The sequence below is a fragment of the Mesorhizobium sp. M0909 genome (assembly GCF_040319515.1).
GTDB lineage: Bacteria > Pseudomonadota > Alphaproteobacteria > Rhizobiales > Rhizobiaceae > Mesorhizobium.
In genome coordinates, this window is record NZ_JAMYOA010000007.1 from 43,775 (window position 1) to 59,537 (window position 15,763).

Genomic DNA, 15,763 nt, shown 5'->3' on the forward strand with positions numbered 1-15,763 from the left:
CTATGGAGGATGCCATGAACCAGTGGACAAACGCCAGGCTCTGTGACGTAGCCAACCTGATCCTTGGGGCAATTCTGTTCTTCTCTCCCTGGATCTTCACGTTTGCGGCAGGCCCGCAGACGCAGAACGCCCTCGGCAGCGGAATCTTGATCGTCGTGCTGTCAGTTGCCGCCCTCGCAGCATTTGCCGTGTGGGAAGAGTGGGTAAACCTGGTCGTCGGACTGTGGGTTCTCGTATCGCCCTGGGTGCTTGGATTCCAGGCGACCACGGCAATGACCGTGCATGTCGTGATCGGCATTCTGGTCGCCGTGCTTGCGGCTATCGAGCTCTGGATGATGTACCAGAACCCGCCGACCCAGTCGGCCGCCTAGCAGGCGCAGCCAGCCAGCGCCCTTTTTGGGCCTGACAGATCGATCGGTCGTCTGCCGGCCTCTCGGCAACAGCCGCCGGAGGCCGGGTAGGTGGTTGTCTGGACGAGAACCAAGAAGGATGGCGCATCATGGTCGGTGACAATCCGCGTTCGACGGCCAGGATTGCAGGACATCCTATTCATCCGATGCTGGTGCTGTTTCCGATCGCCTGCTTCGTCGGCACCCTGCTGACGGATCTGGCCTACTGGCGAACAGCGGAGATGATGTGGGCTGACTTCTCCGCTTGGCTGGTTACCGTCGGCGTGATCATGGGCTGCCTTGCAGCGATCGCGGGGCTGATCGATTTCCTGGCCAATCCGCTGGTAAGGGCACAGCCCCCCGCCTGGCCGCACGTGCTCGGCAATCTGCTGGCGCTGGCGTTGTCCATCATCAACATGCTCGTGCACACTCGCGATGCATGGACCTCCATCGTTCCCACCGGCTTGATCCTCTCGGCGGTTGTCGTGCTCATCCTTATCTTTACCGGTTGGCTGGGCTGGTCCATGGTTTACCGGCATCACGTCGGAGTGGCGGATTGATACGCGCAGCAAGCTCCATCAGTCAGACCAGGCGCATCACGGTGTCCGTGCTCATTTGCACTGCGGCGATCACTCTTGCAGCGTGCAGCGGCAACGACCCGGACCCCAGCAGTCAGATAGGGCCGAATCCAAAACTGCCGGAGCCGGTCCAATATTTCTTCCCGCCCATGCATCTCGCTTCCGTGGTCGGATGGAAGAACGACGAAAAGCCGACAGTCGCGCAGGGGCTGCAGATCCAGGCTTTTGCCCACGGCCTGCAGCATCCCCGGTCGCTTTATGTGCTGCCCAACGGCGACGTCCTGGTGGTCGAGTCCAAGGCGCCTGGTGGCGAACCGATCAAACGGCCCAAGGATTTGGTGATGGGCTGGATCGAATCCTGGGTCACCTCGGGCGGCGACAGCGGCCCAAGCAACCGCATTACGCTGCTGCGCGACGCCGACGGCGATGGCAAGCCGGAGCTGACCAGCGTCTTCCTCGACCACCTCAACTCGCCCTTCGGCGTGGCGCTGGTGGGAAGCGATCTCTACGTCGCCAATACCGATTCCATCGTCCGCTATCCCTACAACACTGGTGACACAAAGATCACCGCGCCCGGAACGCCGCTCACCGCCCTGCCCGGCGGCCCGATCGACCACCATTGGACGAAGAGCCTGGTGGCAAGCCCCGACGGCTCACTGCTCTATGTCGGCGTCGGCTCGAACAGCAACGTCGCCGAAAACGGCATTGAGGCGGAGAAGAACCGCGCCGCCATCTGGCAGGTAGACAGGGCCACCGGCCGGTCGCGCATTTTCGCTAGCGGTTTGCGCAATCCAAACGGCCTGAGCTGGGAGCCGCAGACCGGGGCGCTCTGGGCCGTGATCAATGAGCGCGACGAGCTCGGCCCCAATCTCGTGCCGGATTATCTGACGTCGGTAAAGGATGGCGGCTTCTACGGATGGCCATACAGCTATTATGGCCAGCATCTCGATCCCCGCGTCATGCCCCAGCGTCCGGACCTGGTCGCGAAAGCGATCGTTCCGGACTATGCGCTGAGTTCCCACGTCGCCCCTCTGGGACTGGCCTTCTATACGGCAAACAGCCTCCCCGAGGCATATCGCGGCGGCGCTTTCGTTGGCGAACACGGCAGCTGGAACCGCACGCGCTTCAACGGCTACAAGGTGGTGTTCGTACCATTCAGCGGCGGCCATCCTAGCGGCGTCGCTACCGACGTGGTGACCGACTTCCTGGACAAGGACAACAAGGCGCGCGGCCGGCCTGTCGGCCTGGCTGTCGACAAGACCGGGGCCCTGCTCATCGCCGACGACGTCGGCAACACAGTTTGGCGGGTGACATCTGCCGGCCAATAAAGTGGCCCCGCTCCCTTCGTCGAGCTGTCGGTCGAGCAGGTGAAAGCGATCCCGGCGATCGCCGTTCCGGTGGTTCTGCCAGGCGCATTCGGTGTGCTCGCCATTGCCTGCCGCTGTCACCGCCGAACCGAAGGACCGCCAGCGCCGCGAAATGGTATTTTTGCCCTTCCCACAGCCGGCTCTAGAATTTTCATCGCAAATCAAGTTATGATGCACTTGGTATTTCCCGGGACGGCTTGCGCCGCTTGGAATACCGGGAGGAACCGGGACATGGCCGTTGCGCTTGTACTCGTTCTGATAGTCGTGGGCTCGGTGTTGTTCCACTTCCTGAGCCCATGGTGGTGGACGCCGATTGCCTCGAACTGGGACTATATCGACAACACCATCATCATAACTTTCTGGATCACCGGCGTCGTCTTCGCCGCCGTGGTTCTTTTCATGGCCTATTGCGTCTTCCGCTTCCGTCATCGGGAAGGCAATCAGGCGGCATATGAACCTGAGAACAGGCGGCTCGAATCCTGGCTGACGGTGGTCACCGCGGTTGGCGTCACGGCTTTGCTCGTTCCAGGCCTGTTCGTCTGGAGCCGGTTCGTTAACGTTCCAAGCGACGCAACAGAGGTCGAAGTCGTCGGCCAGCAGTGGCAATGGAGTTTCCGCCTGCCCGGCAAGGACGGCAAGCTCGGCACATCCGACACTCGCGACGTCAACGCTGAAAATCCACTCGGCGTCATCGCCACCGATGCCAACGGCCAGGACGATGTCGTAGTGGAAGCGGCCGACCTGCACCTCCCGGTTGGCAAACCGGTCAAGATGCTGCTCCGCTCGATCGATGTGCTGCACGATTTCTACGTGCCGGAATTCCGCGCCAAGATGGACATGATCCCGGGCTCGGTCACCTATTTCTGGTTCACTCCGACCAAGACCGGAACCTTCCAGGTCCTGTGTGCCGAACTCTGCGGCCAGGGACATCCGATGATGCATGGCGTGGTCATGGTCGATACGCAGGAAGACTATCTGGCGTGGCTTGGCCAGCAGCAGACTTTTGCGCAGCTGTCCGCGCCCCAACAGATGGGCTCGGCAGAGTAGGAAACCGGAACGGCGGTGCGCCGTCGGGATTGAAAATAGTGCGGCAAGCCCGAACTGTCGGGCTGGCCGAAAAGGGCACGGAGGTGTTCCTATGGTCGATATCACACCTGCAGATGCGGTTCCGCCGGCCGAAGTCGCGGAAATGGAACTCTACCATCCGCACAGCTGGTGGACGAAATACGTTTTCTCGCAGGACGCCAAGGTCATCGCCATCCAGTACTCGGCGACGGCGACGGCGATCGGCATGGTCGCGCTGGTGCTATCCTGGCTGATGCGGCTGCAGCTCGGTTTCCCCGGCACATTCGATTTCATCACCCCGGAAGCCTACTACCAGTTCATCACCATGCACGGCATGATCATGGTGATCTACCTGCTCACCGCACTCTTCCTGGGCGGCTTCGGCAACTACCTGATTCCGCTGATGGTCGGCGCTCGCGACATGGTCTTTCCCTATGTCAACATGCTGAGCTACTGGATCTATCTGCTGGCCGTGCTGGTTCTGGTGTCGAGCTTTTTCGCGCCCGGCGGACCGACGGGTGCCGGCTGGACGCTCTATCCGCCGCAGGCGATCATGACCGGTACGCCAGGCGGCCAGGACTGGGGCATCATCCTGATGCTCGTCTCGCTGATCCTGTTCATCATCGGCTTTACTATGGGCGGCCTGAACTATGTCGTGACGGTGCTGCAGGGCCGCACGCGCGGCATGACGCTGATGCGCCTTCCGCTCACTGTCTGGGGTATTTTCACCGCCACCGTCATGGCGCTACTCGCCTTCCCGGCGCTGTTCGTCGCCTGCGTGATGATGCTTCTCGACCGGGCGCTCGGCACCAGCTTCTTCATGCCGGCGATCGTTGAGATGGGCGAACAGTTGCAGCACGGCGGCGGCAGCCCGATCCTGTTCCAGCATCTGTTCTGGTTCTTCGGCCACCCGGAGGTCTACATTGTTGCGCTTCCGGCCTTCGGCATCGTGTCCGACCTGATCAGCACCCATGCGCGCAAGAACATCTTCGGCTACCGCATGATGGTCTGGGCCATCGTCGGCATCGGCGCGTTGAGCTTCGTAGTCTGGGCGCACCATATGTATGTCAGCGGCATGCATCCCTATTTCGGCTTCTTCTTCGCCACCACGACACTGATCATCGCCGTTCCGACCGCCATCAAGGTCTACAATTGGGTGCTGACGCTGTGGCGCGGCGATATCCACCTCACCATTCCAATGCTTTTCGCCCTCGCCTTCATCGTTACCTTCGTCAATGGCGGGTTGACCGGCTTGTTTCTCGGCAATGTCGTTGTCGACGTTCCGCTGTCGGACACCATGTTCGTCGTTGCCCATTTCCATATGGTCATGGGGGTCGCGCCGATCCTCGTGATTTTCGGGGCGATCTACCACTGGTACCCGAAGGTCACCGGCCGGATGCTGAACGAGACACTGGGCCGGTTCCACTTCTGGATCACCTTCCTCGGCGCCTATCTGATTTTCTTTCCCATGCACTATCTCGGCTTGATGGGCGTGCCGCGGCGCTACAACGAATTGACCGACATGACGATCATGACGGAATCGGCCCACCACCTGAACTCGTTTATCAGCATCATGGCTTTTATGGTCGGTTTTGCCCAGATTGTGTTTCTGTTCAATCTCATCTGGAGCATCCGCCATGGCCGTGAGGCTGGCGGCAATCCGTGGCGGGCAACGACGCTCGAGTGGCAGACGCCGCAAACACCGCCCGCCCACGGCAATTTCGGCAAGGATCTGCCGATCGTCTATCGCTGGGCCTATGACTACAGCGTACCGGGAGCCAAGGAGGACTTCATACCACAAAACGTTCCGGGCTCCTTCGCGCCCTCCAGGGAGCCGGCATGAGCGTAATCCTGGTCTTCCTGCTCGTGATCGCCGGTATTGCTGGGTGGTGGCTTTCCCATCAGAGGCTAATGACGAAGCCGTGGCTCGAGCAAGGCATGGCCGGGGATTTTGTCGCTTTGGACCGATCGGCGCTGCCGACCGCAAAGATCGGTCTCGGCGTCTTCCTTGCCGTCGTCGGCTGCCTGTTCGCGCTGTTCATCAGTGCTTACTTCATGCGCATGGCGCTGTCGGATTGGCGGCCGCTGCCCATCCCGCCCCTGCTCTGGCTTAACACCGGCGTACTGGTCTTGAGCAGCATTGCGATACAGTGCGCTTCGCTCGCGGCGCGCAAGGGTCAAGTGGACATGGTCAGGCTCGGCCTCGCCACAGCTGGACTCACGGCGCTCGTCTTCCTGATTGGACAGCTTGTGGCATGGCGGGAACTGAGTGCGGACGGCTATTTTCTGGCATCCAATCCGGCCAACAGCTTCTTCTACCTGCTAACGGGAATGCATGGCCTGCATATACTGGGAGGACTGGTCGGGCTGGGCAGAACGAGCGTCGGCGCCTGGAACGGAGCGCAGCCGCAGCGGCTTCGCCTCAGTGTCGAGTTGTGCGCCATGTACTGGCATTTCCTGCTTTTCGTCTGGCTCGCCATCTTTGCGCTTCTGGCCGGCTGGGCTTCGACTTTAATCGACATTTGCCGAGGGTTGCTGACCTAGGAGGAACGGGCGGATGGCAGAGACGACACTGGCCCACATCGGCCGAACAGAGCCGCGGCCCGCGGGCTGGCAAGGCATCGCCGCCGACTGGTCCTCGGATCAGCGGGCGTTCAAGAACGTGTCCTGGGGCAAGGCCATGATGTGGATCTTCCTGCTCAGCGACACGTTCATCTTCGGCTGCTTCCTGCTCTCCTACATGACCGCGCGTATCTCCACACGCGTGCCGTGGCCCAATCCGAGCGAGGTTTTCGCCCTGCGCATCGGCGGCTCCGACATTCCACTGATCCTTATCGCCATCATGACCTTCGTGCTGATCTCGAGCAGCGGAACGATGGCCATGGCGGTCAATTTCGGCTATCGCCGCGACCGCCGCAAGACGGCAGTCCTGATGCTCTTGACCGCAGCACTCGGCGCGACCTTCGTCGGCATGCAGGCCTTCGAATGGACCAAGCTGATCACCGAGGGCGTGCGGCCTTGGGGCAATCCCTGGGGCGCTGCACAGTTCGGCGCATCCTTTTTCATGATTACCGGCTTCCACGGCACGCATGTGACGATCGGGGTGATCTTCCTGATCATCGTGGCGCGAAAGGTCTGGCGCGGGGATTTCGACGTCGGACGGCCCGGCTTCTTCACCAGCCGGAGGGGGCGCTACGAGAACGTCGAAATCATGGGGCTCTACTGGCATTTCGTCGACCTGGTCTGGGTGTTCATTTTCGCATTTTTCTATCTTTGGTGAGAGGCAGGACATGGCTGAAGCAACCGCAAACGGCCTGGGACAACACGCACTGGACAGCGCCCATAGGCATGATGCGACGACGACCGGCGTTACCCCGGCGGAGGTTCATCAGGAGCACCCGATCAAGCTCTATCTGGTGGTGTGGGCGTGGCTGTTCATCCTCAGCACCTGCTCCTATCTGGTCGACTATTTCGGTCTCCATGGCTATCTCAGATGGTCGCTGATCCTGATCTTCATGATGCTCAAGGCCGGACTGATCGTCGCCATCTTCATGCACATGGCCTGGGAACGGCTGGCGCTGACATATGCGATCATCCTGCCGCCGGTGCTGGTGCTGGTGTTCGTGACGATGATGGTCTTCGAAGCGGACTACACGCTGCTCACCCGAATGGCGTTTTTCGGGGCCGGGCCCTGACATGCAATCCGGCTCCAGGCGGTCCGGTCCTTGAGGCTTAGCCTTGAAACAATCCACGGCTGGTCCATTTCTGTTGGTATAGGAAACGACAGGCGATGCCGGCGTTTCCACATGCGTCGCGAACACCAGCAAGGGGCGCCCAAGATGACCATCGCAAACAGATTGAAGGACTTCATCGATAGGAAAGGAATTTCCTACGATACCGTCGAGCATCACCGCACCGCGACAAGCAGACAATCCGCCATTGCGGCACATGTGCCCGGCAGCATAATGGCCAAATCGGTGGTCGTTCACCACGACCGTGGCTACGCGCTCGCCGTGGTTCCAAGCACGCACAGGATAGAACTCGCGACATTGCAGGATGTCATGGAGAAGCCTCTTGGACTGGCGTCCGAAGACGAGGTGGTCTCGTTGTTCGGCGATTGCGATGTCGGCGCTGTGCCCCCGATCGGCGCTGCCTATGATGTGCCGGTGGTTCTCGATGAAAGCCTTGGCGACGCTCCCGAAATCTATTTCGAGGGCGGCGACCACAAGACGCTTGTGCATGTGAGCGGCAAAGATTTCCGCGACCTGACAAAGGACGCGCGCCAGGCCCGTTTCAGCCACCCCGCCTATTGAAAGCTCTGCCTCACCCTGCCCGCATCGGCACTTTCGCTGGTGCGGACAGAGTGCATTTTTTCAGCTCACGGTCTGGTGGCCGGCGGCGATTCCACAACTTTCCGGTAAACATGCCAGGTGGCATGACCAAGGATCGGCAGCACGACTGCCAACCCGGCGAACACTGGCAGCGATCCGATGATCAGGGCGACGGCGACAATAAGGCCCCACACCGCCATCACGATCGGGTTGGCCAGCACAACGCGCACCGAGGTGTGGATGGCTTCGTAGGCGCCGACATCGCGGTCGAGCAACAACGGGAATGCGACGACCGTGGTGCACAACACAACCGCGGCGAACACGAAGCCGATGGCGTGACCCAGGATGATGAGCGTCCAGCCGCGTCCCGTGGCGAATATTTCACTGATGAAGCTGGACAGCGATTGCGGCGGCGCCGGGCCGAACAGGGTCTGGTAAAATATCTGGGCCGTCAAAAGCCAGGCGATGAAGATCGCAAGCAGCATGACGCCGACCGCTGCAATAGCCGGCAGCGCTGGAGAACTCCTGACCTCAAAGGCGTGTCTCCACGAGGCGTCGAGCCCGGCTTCCCGCCGCCGGCTGATCTCATACAGGCCGATCGCCGCGAACGGACCAATCAGCGCAAAGCCGGACACAAGCGGAAACAGCAACGGCAGCGTGTTGTTGCCTGATGTCCAGACAGCAAGCACGACTCCGGCAATCGGATAGATCAGGCAGAGAAATACGATGTGCGACGGCTTGACCATGAAATCATCGACGCCACGCCTGAGCGCATCAAAAAGATCGGAGACACCGATTTTTCGAATTCTGGTGTGTTCCAGCGTCTCGCTGGCGCCTGCTATCACGTGAAAGCTTGCCATGACCATTCCTCCAGACCAGGTCCGGTAAGGTCGCGTTTTACGGTGCTGCCGTTCTGCATGCTTGGCCCACGCAAACCGCGACCTGCACCATGATCAATATACTCTCATGCGGGGGACTTGTCGCGCTTTGTAGGAAGGCCCGGGAGTAGGAGGTCCCGGGTAGCCCGACTAGCTACGGACGTGGTTCTTCGATATGCTCTTCTAGTCGAAGGTGAAGGTCATGGACGGAAGGACAGTTCTCATACTCGGCCTTGGCGTCGTTATTCTGCTGTTGCTGGGATTTTGTGCTCTGCCAACGTGATGTTTTGAGCCGGGGTCAATAGCCGGCTGAAGCGATCACTCGCATTACAATGGTGTCGGCAAGCAACGCCGCAAATATTGCGAAAAGATAGACAATCGAATACGCAAACAGCGCCTTTGCCGGCTTCATCTCCTTGTCGGCGACGAGAACCTTCCAGGCCTGCCAAATGAAACCTGCACCCAACGCGGCTGAAGCAGTGCCGTAATATCCGCTCGCGAAGCCGAAGCCCCAAGGGAGCACGCCGATTGGCGCCAAAAGCAGCGAATAGGCGAAGATTTGTTTTCTGGTCGAGTGCTGGCCGGCCACATTCGGCATCATCGGGATGCCAGCCGCGGCATAGTCGCCGACCTTGAAAAGGGCCAGCGCCCAGAAATGAGGCGGCGTCCAGAGGAAAATAATCAGAAACAGAATGAGACTTTCAATGCCGATTGCGCCTGTTGCGGCCGCCCACCCGATTACCGGAGGAAGGGCGCCTGCCGCGCCGCCTATGACGATATTCTGTGGCGTCGAGCGCTTCAGCCACATTGTGTAGATAACGACATAGAAAAAGATGGTGAACGCCAACAACGATGCGGCGAGCCACCCAACCAGCACGCCGAGCGTCATGACCGACAGTGCGGAAAGCACCAGACCGAAGCCGAGAGCTTCGCCAGGCGTGACGCGACCGGACGGAATTGGTCGCTTGGACGTGCGAGACATCAAGGCGTCTATGTCTGCGTCGTACCACATATTGAGCGCGCCGGCGGCTCCCGCTCCAACCGCGATTGCGCCGATGGCGATTACGGCGATAACTGGATTCATCACGCCGGGCGCCATCATCAGGCCGACGAAGGCAGTAAACACGGCAAGGGCCATGACCCGTGGTTTCAAGAGCGCAATGAAATCACCCGCCGTCGCCTCCGAGAGGCGGATGCCGGTATCCTTGAGACGGCTTTCTTCAGTCGACATTCAGACGACCACCGATGGGAACGGCAGCCTAGCCGGCCAATGTCTTTTTTGCAACGAGCCGCCCTCCCCACCGACACTGCCGGCAGATTGCGGCCGAGGCTATGCCTCGACCTGTTTGCGATACCAAGATCCGGCGGAAGAGCCGCGTTATTTGGAGAATTGCTTCAGGTAGGCAATGACATTGGCGATGTCCTCGTCTTTCTTGAGGCCGACAAACGCCATCTTCGTTCCTTTGACCATCGCCTTGGGATCGCGAAGGTAAGTCGTCAGTGTGGCTTCGTCCCATTTGACGCCCGACTTGCCGGCCTCGGTCATCGCCTTGGAATAGCTGAACCCCGGATGCGTCCCGGCCGTTCGGCCGATGACGCCGTTCAACGACGGACCGACCTTGTTCTGGTCCTTGTCTGCGACGTGGCAGACCTTGCATTTGGCAAACACCTTCTCACCCGCCGCGGCATCCTGTGCCCGCGAGGGGCCGGCAACGACGGTCGCGACGGACATGACGATAAAAAATACAATGGCACGCATGGCATTTCCTCCCTGATCGCCAATTTGCCCTGGCTGACCTGCGCAGGCCGACATTTAGTCCGCTGGCATGCGCTCTTGAATGGCAGAACGGATATCCACTGCCTGGAGTTGCGGCACCTACATACCACGGAACCGGGCCGGCAGGTAGAGTTCGATCATGCAATGGATTAATGCGGACAATCCGCTCAAGGCAATTTGGTGTTGCAGGTGGTGGCGATCCGGCCGACCGCCTCTTCAACTCCGGCGAGGTCAAACTCGGCTTTGCCGCGCCCCGACAGCAGCCCAAACCGCCAGGACAGCAGCAACCGGTCCGCGGAAATCAGTCGCCTGATGCCATCGGCACCGTCGCGGACCAGCATCCTGCTGTGCGGCCCGACCGACCAGCTTTCGTTGAGCTTGGCGGATTGGTCGACAGTCACCGACATGGCGATGGTTCGGCTGGCGGAAACGGTGTCGCTCAGCTGCAGCCATTCGCTCCAACGCGGTTCGCCGGCGGTCCGGCAGGCGATCGTCAACACCGGGCTGTAGCTCAACGCGCCGCCGCCGGTGATGAGCTTGTTGGTCGCGTAAAGCGAAGCGGTGACAAGGCCATCGCTGCTCTTGTCGAACCGCCAGTTGTCGAGAACCGTATCAGCCTGGGCAATGCCGAAGACCGACGCAAGCAGGAACGCCGCCGCCGCCACGCTTCCGATACCGAAGAACTGTCTCAACGATGCCTCCAACAACCGCTGCGATTTCGCAACCCAGCGCAGATAATCATCAAAGCTTCGTATCGCTACCTCGACCGCCAGATACGTGAAATCCGTTTCGTCTGCGCCACAACGAAAAAGGCCGCCTCGAGAAGGCGGCCTTTCGGAATTCAGCAGGAACGTTATTCAGCGTCCTTGGCGGCCTTCTTCTTCGGCGCGGCCTTTTTCTTCGGCTCTTCGGCGTCGTCGTCGGCCTTCTTTGCGTCCGCTTTTTTCGCAGCCGCCTTCTTCGCCGGCTTGGCCTTGGTTGTCTCCGTATCCTCGTCGTCGGCCAGCAGCTCTTCCTTGCTGACCTTGACATCGGTGACCGAAATCTGGCCGAGCAGATGGTCGACCACCTTCTCTTCGAACATCGGCGCGCGCAACGTGTTCAGCGCTTCGGGATTGTTGCGATAGAATTCGAAGGCTTCCTGCTGCTGGTTGGCCGGGTAGCGGCGTACCTGCTCGAACAGGCCGCGCTGCAGTTCCTCGTCCGTCACCGTGACGCCGGCCTTCTCGCCGATTTCGGCGAGAACCAGGCCGAGACGCACGCGACGCTCGGCAAGCCGCATATATTCAGCACGCGCTTCTTCTTCCGTCGTCTCTTCGTCGGCAAAGGTGCGCCCGGCAGCTTCGAGATCGCGATTGACCTGATTCCAGATGTTGTTGAATTCGGCCTCGACGAGCTTGGACGGCGCCTCGAACGAGTAGGCGGCGTCAAGCTGGTCGAGCAACTGCCGCTTGACCTTCTGGCGCGTTATCGAGCCGAACTGGTTCTCGATCTGACCGCGCACCACCTCGCGCAGGCGCTCCAGCGATTCAAGGCCGAGATTTTTGGCCATCTCGTCGTTGATCTCGAGTGCGCCGGGCTTCGACACTTCCTTGACGGTCACGTCGAAAGTGGCTTCCTTGCCGGCCAGATGCGCCGCCTGGTAGTTTTCCGGGAAGGTAACCGTGACCTGCTTCTCGTCGCCGGCCTTGCTGCCGACCAGCTGGTCCTCGAAGCCGGGGATGAATTCCTTCGAGCCGAGCACCAGCGGCTGATCGGTGCCGGCGCCGCCGCCGAAGGCTTCGCCGTCGATCTTGCCGACATAATCGATGGTCACGCGGTCGCCCTCGGCGGCCTTGCCGGTCTTCGGCTCGTAAGTGCGGGCAGATTCAGCGACACGCTTGACCTGCTCGTCGATCTCTTCATCCGGCACGTCGAACACCTGGCGCGTCACCTTGATGTCGGAGAAATCCTTGATCTCGATCGGCGGAATGACCTCATAGTTCAGGCGGAACTCGAAGTCGGCACCGCCTGCCAGGATCTTCTCGGCTTCCTTCTCGTCCTCGGTCATGATCACTTCGGGCTGCATGGCAGCCTTTTCGCCGCGCCCAGTGATGATCGAACGGGTCGAGTCATTGAGGATCTCGTTGACCACTTCGGCCATGAACGATTTGCCGTAGACCTTGCGCAGATGCTGCACCGGCACCTTGCCGGGGCGGAAGCCGTTGATGCGGACCTTGTTCCTGGCATCGGAGAGCCGCGCCATCAGCTTGGCTTCCATGTCACCAGCCGGCACGGTGATCTTGATCTCGCGCTTGAGACCGGAGTTGAGCGTTTCGGTGACCTGCATCATAAAACCTTTGTTTCCACCAATGAGGCCGTCAAACGGCCCCTGCCGCTTACAGCCTGCCGGTATGATCTTGCCGGGAATGGCTTTTGGTGCGGGACTTGGCGATCTGTCCGCTCAAGGCGGCACAAATCCTCCAGAAATACGCTCCAAAATGTGAATAAGTCTTTGTTTTTCCTACTTCTTATCACATTCTGCAGAAGCGGATCGTCGCGTCCCGTCACATTCGACACGCCTTTTGTCACAGGCGACGCTGATTTTCAACCATCTTTGCATTCCGGCCAAGGATACCGATGTGAGCTCTGACATTGACAGAATGATGGCTACATGGGATTGGCCGGGCAATGCGGATGTGGCGGAATTGGTAGACGCCCTGGATTTAGGTTCCAGTGCCGAAAGGCGTGGGGGTTCGAGTCCCTTCATCCGCACCATCCCTTCGCTCTTCGAGCTTCGGGTGGCAGGCCACTCGAAGCTCCTCCGAAGCCCTGGCGAAGGAGGGTCATTGCCAAGGCAGTAGCGCGATCTAATAAAGCGGCTCCTCGAACAGTGTCTTGTCGCCGTCCACCAGCGCCTTGATCTGCGCCGTGCCGTTGGCGGCGATCGCCACGCGGATGCCGAACGGCCGCACCCGCATGTCGTTCTGGATCGCTATCCCCTCGCCTTCCGGCAGATAGAAGCGCTCGATGCCATACTCCGGCGCGATCGTCGTTGCTCCCTGGCTGATATCCCAGCCCTCGGAGACGTGCCGACGATATCGGCTTCGCCGGATGCTGCCGGCGCCGGCGCTTGCCCGAACCAAGCCGCGGTCGGCCCCCAATAGCCATCAGCGCCCTGCTTCAGCCTGACCACGATCGACGTTTCCTCGCTGGAAAGCTTGCCGGCCGGAATGTTGCCGATCAGTTTCACCGGTATGCGCGAAATATCGTAGCCGAGCAGAATGTAGTCACCGCGCAAGAGATCGCGCGGATCGATCGGCTCGACCCTGAGCAGGACCTGCTTGCCATCGCGCAGGATCGCCGCGCGTCCGGCGATGATCCAGCTCAGAAAGCCGATCTGGACGAGCGCCAGGACCAGCGCCGAGATGATCAGTCTTTTGCCGGTCATCATGCCGCCGCTCCTGTCATGTTCGAGGCGTTCATGCGCTTTTCTATGCGGATGAGAATGAAAGCAAGAACGGCGAGAAGCACCGCCGCCGCAAGCAAGAAGCCTGCCGTGTCCAGCATTGATTGCAGCATCACCACATAAATGATGGCGAGTTCGAAGGCGAAGCCCGCATAGGCAACCCAGCGCAGTCCCCGGCTCTCGCGGCCGCCCAGCACGATCGCCGCGACGATGCCGGCCAGCGCAACAGCCGAGGCAATGGCGAAGCCGCCATTGTAGCTGCTTTCATCCGCCAGTTCGAATTGAATCATCGCCAGGCCGGTGAGAAAGCCGATCAGCGCGTGCAAGGGTAACCTGCCGCCGAGTTGCAAAACCCTCTCGACCGGCCCGGCAGCAAAGATCGCAGCGGTAAAAAGCAGCACCGACGCGGCAACGAGCGGGATGGCGACTTGCAGCGTGTCGTATTCCATGGCCAACAGCACGAGGTAGAAAAGGACCGACAGGATGATCAGGTGGCGCGCCGCCTGGCTGCGCGTCCAGAACGAAACGGCGAACACAATTAGCGCCATGACCACGAAGAGATGCGGAAATTCCGTGCGCCGGAAGTAGTCGAACCCTCTCAGGAACAGCCAGGCATCGGCGATGCCGACGGCAGCGACGGTCAGCGGGTTTGAGCGCAGCGCCACCGCCGCCAGCGCCGTGCCGGCGCCCCAGGTGATCAAGGCCGAGGCCTCGTCGCCCGACAAATGATACATCTGGCCGATCAGCGCGATCGATCCGCCGAACGCTGCTGCCGCGACGATCCACAGCGCCTCGCCGATCGCCGCATGGTCGCGCATCTTCAGCACCGCCCCGCCGACATAGCCGGCAAGGATAACGGCAAAAAGTGCCGCGACCCGCACCAACCGCGGGATGACTTCCCAGTTGGCGGCGATGAAGATCAGGGTAGCGGCGCCGAACAGCAGCGCCGCCATCATCGCCAGGATCGAGCCGAAACTCAGCGATTTGCGTTCGTTTGCCTCGACGTCTCGCGTCAGCGCAACGGCTGTCGGCGCGTCGATCAGGCCGGCCTGTTGCCATCGTGCGATATCCGACCTGACCCGTGACGAATAGCTCGCCATGCCCCTCCCCCTCTCCTTGGTCCTTTTAGCTTGTCCAGCCAAGCGTTTGACCTAACGGCATTTTCCGATCTGGGCGGAAAACCGGACGCGCGTTAATGTTGCATTGCACAAATTGCATTGCTGCCATGCACCAATAGCGCTTTTAAATCGATATGACCCCACCTATTTTCACGGTGCAGACAAAGACGGAATGATCCGAAAGAAAGACGAAACGAGACTACCATGAACCTGATCCGCAACTATCGCAACTGGCGCCGCTATAGGGACACCGTGTCCGAGCTGAGCCGCCTGAGCACCCGTGAACTGACCGATCTCGGCATCAGCCGCAGCGACATTCACTACGTCGCCCGCAAGTCGGTCTAATCCTTCGGGCCGCAAATGGTCCGAACCAGTTTTGAAAAGAGAACGACAATGAACCTGATCCGCAACTACCGTAACTGGCGCGTCTACCGCGAGACGGTTACCGAGCTGGGTCGCCTGTCGAACCGCCAGCTCAACGATCTCGGCATCGTCCGCGACGAAATCAAGATGATCGCTCGCAAGGCGATCTAACCACAAGAATTTCGCCAGGGTCGACCTCCTCCCCGACCCTGACGGATACGGTCAGCCTTCACCTCCTCCCGAGGGTTGACCACAAAAACGGCGCCCGCCGGACCTCCTCCCCCGGCGGGCGCTGTTTCCAGGTTGTTTCTAAAAGGGTTTCGCGCCCTTTCACACGGCGAAAAGAATTTCGTCAAAGCCGACCTCCTCCCCGGCGATGACGAATACGGTCGATCTTCACCTCCTCCCGAGGATCGACCAACAAAACGACACCCGCCGGACCTCCTCCC

Annotated in this window: 17 protein-coding genes, 1 tRNA gene and 1 pseudogene; 12 read left to right on the forward strand and 7 right to left on the reverse strand. The window is 60.4% G+C overall.

The features are described 5' to 3' along the window. The first annotated feature begins 14 nt into the window (after positions 1–14). From NKH83_RS12800 to NKH83_RS12840, 9 genes are all read left to right on the forward strand, one after another. Positions 15–371, forward strand: a complete 357-nt coding sequence (locus NKH83_RS12800) for an SPW repeat protein (protein ID WP_254818350.1) — start codon at positions 15–17, stop codon at positions 369–371. Positions 372–499: 128 nt separating this feature from the next. Further along, entirely contained in the window at positions 500–949 is a 450-nt protein-coding gene (locus tag NKH83_RS12805; protein WP_352479769.1) for a DUF2231 domain-containing protein, read from the forward strand. Between the two features lie 68 nt (positions 950–1,017). Then, positions 1,018–2,295 carry a PQQ-dependent sugar dehydrogenase gene (locus NKH83_RS12810; protein WP_502895572.1) on the forward strand — a complete coding sequence of 426 codons (1,278 nt, stop codon included), beginning with the start codon at positions 1,018–1,020 and terminating at the stop codon, positions 2,293–2,295. Between the two features lie 270 nt (positions 2,296–2,565). Then, a complete protein-coding gene (gene coxB / locus NKH83_RS12815; RefSeq protein WP_254818347.1) occupies positions 2,566–3,381 on the forward strand; it encodes a cytochrome c oxidase subunit II in 816 nt (271 codons plus the stop codon). A gap of 91 nt (positions 3,382–3,472) precedes the next feature. Further along, entirely contained in the window at positions 3,473–5,242 is a 1,770-nt protein-coding gene (gene ctaD / locus NKH83_RS12820; RefSeq protein WP_254818346.1) for a cytochrome c oxidase subunit I, read from the forward strand. After that, positions 5,239–5,943, forward strand: coding sequence for a cytochrome c oxidase subunit 3 (locus tag NKH83_RS12825; protein WP_352479771.1), 705 nt, complete (start codon positions 5,239–5,241; stop codon positions 5,941–5,943). Before ctaD ends, NKH83_RS12825 begins: the two co-directional genes overlap by 4 nt. Positions 5,944–5,956: 13 nt before the next feature. Then, positions 5,957–6,679, forward strand: a complete 723-nt coding sequence (locus NKH83_RS12830; RefSeq protein ID WP_254818344.1) for a heme-copper oxidase subunit III family protein — start codon at positions 5,957–5,959, stop codon at positions 6,677–6,679. Between the two features lie 10 nt (positions 6,680–6,689). After that, complete coding sequence (locus NKH83_RS12835) at positions 6,690–7,094, forward strand: cytochrome C oxidase subunit IV family protein (RefSeq protein ID WP_352479772.1); 405 nt, start codon at positions 6,690–6,692, stop codon at positions 7,092–7,094. 144 nt (positions 7,095–7,238) lie between these two features. Then, positions 7,239–7,712, forward strand: a complete 474-nt coding sequence (locus tag NKH83_RS12840) for an aminoacyl-tRNA deacylase (RefSeq protein WP_254818342.1) — start codon at positions 7,239–7,241, stop codon at positions 7,710–7,712. A 65-nt stretch (positions 7,713–7,777) separates the two neighbouring features. On the opposite strand, the gene NKH83_RS12845 is transcribed toward NKH83_RS12840, so the two are convergent. The 5 genes from NKH83_RS12845 to tig all read right to left on the reverse strand — a co-directional run bounded on the left by NKH83_RS12845 (position 7,778) and on the right by tig (position 12,714). After that, complete coding sequence (locus tag NKH83_RS12845) at positions 7,778–8,590, reverse strand: DUF2189 domain-containing protein (RefSeq protein ID WP_254818341.1); 813 nt, start codon at positions 8,588–8,590, stop codon at positions 7,778–7,780. A 316-nt stretch (positions 8,591–8,906) separates the two neighbouring features. Next, positions 8,907–9,839 carry a heme o synthase gene (locus NKH83_RS12850; protein ID WP_352479773.1) on the reverse strand — a complete coding sequence of 311 codons (933 nt, stop codon included), beginning with the start codon at positions 9,837–9,839 and terminating at the stop codon, positions 8,907–8,909. A gap of 147 nt (positions 9,840–9,986) precedes the next feature. Further along, positions 9,987–10,340, reverse strand: coding sequence for a c-type cytochrome (locus tag NKH83_RS12855; RefSeq protein WP_502895573.1), 354 nt, complete (start codon positions 10,338–10,340; stop codon positions 9,987–9,989). A gap of 212 nt (positions 10,341–10,552) precedes the next feature. Further along, a complete protein-coding gene (locus tag NKH83_RS12860) occupies positions 10,553–11,077 on the reverse strand; it encodes a hypothetical protein (RefSeq protein ID WP_352479775.1) in 525 nt (174 codons plus the stop codon). Positions 11,078–11,238: 161 nt separating this feature from the next. Further along, positions 11,239–12,714 (reverse strand): trigger factor, encoded by a 1,476-nt coding sequence (gene tig / locus NKH83_RS12865; RefSeq protein ID WP_254818394.1) that lies wholly within the window; start codon positions 12,712–12,714, stop codon positions 11,239–11,241. Positions 12,715–13,057: 343 nt separating this feature from the next. On the opposite strand from tig, the gene NKH83_RS12870 reads away from it, so the two are divergent. Then, positions 13,058–13,142 (forward strand) — tRNA-Leu (locus NKH83_RS12870). A 92-nt stretch (positions 13,143–13,234) separates the two neighbouring features. On the opposite strand, the pseudogene NKH83_RS12875 reads toward NKH83_RS12870, so the two are convergent. Together NKH83_RS12875 and NKH83_RS12880 are read right to left on the reverse strand one after the other, a co-directional pair. Then, a pseudogene (locus NKH83_RS12875) lies at positions 13,235–13,818 on the reverse strand (GDYXXLXY domain-containing protein). Further along, entirely contained in the window at positions 13,815–14,933 is a 1,119-nt protein-coding gene (locus tag NKH83_RS12880) for a DUF2157 domain-containing protein (RefSeq protein WP_352804851.1), read from the reverse strand. Before NKH83_RS12880 ends, NKH83_RS12875 begins: the two are co-directional and overlap by 4 nt. 222 nt (positions 14,934–15,155) lie before the next feature. Between NKH83_RS12880 and NKH83_RS12885 the strand changes: the two genes are divergently transcribed. Both NKH83_RS12885 and NKH83_RS12890 read left to right on the forward strand, forming a co-directional pair. Then, positions 15,156–15,296: a DUF1127 domain-containing protein gene (locus NKH83_RS12885; RefSeq protein ID WP_254818335.1), complete on the forward strand. Its 141-nt coding sequence runs from the start codon at positions 15,156–15,158 to the stop codon at positions 15,294–15,296. A 48-nt stretch (positions 15,297–15,344) separates the two neighbouring features. Further along, positions 15,345–15,485 (forward strand): DUF1127 domain-containing protein, encoded by a 141-nt coding sequence (locus tag NKH83_RS12890; protein WP_254818334.1) that lies wholly within the window; start codon positions 15,345–15,347, stop codon positions 15,483–15,485. The last annotated feature ends 278 nt before the right edge of the window (positions 15,486–15,763 follow it).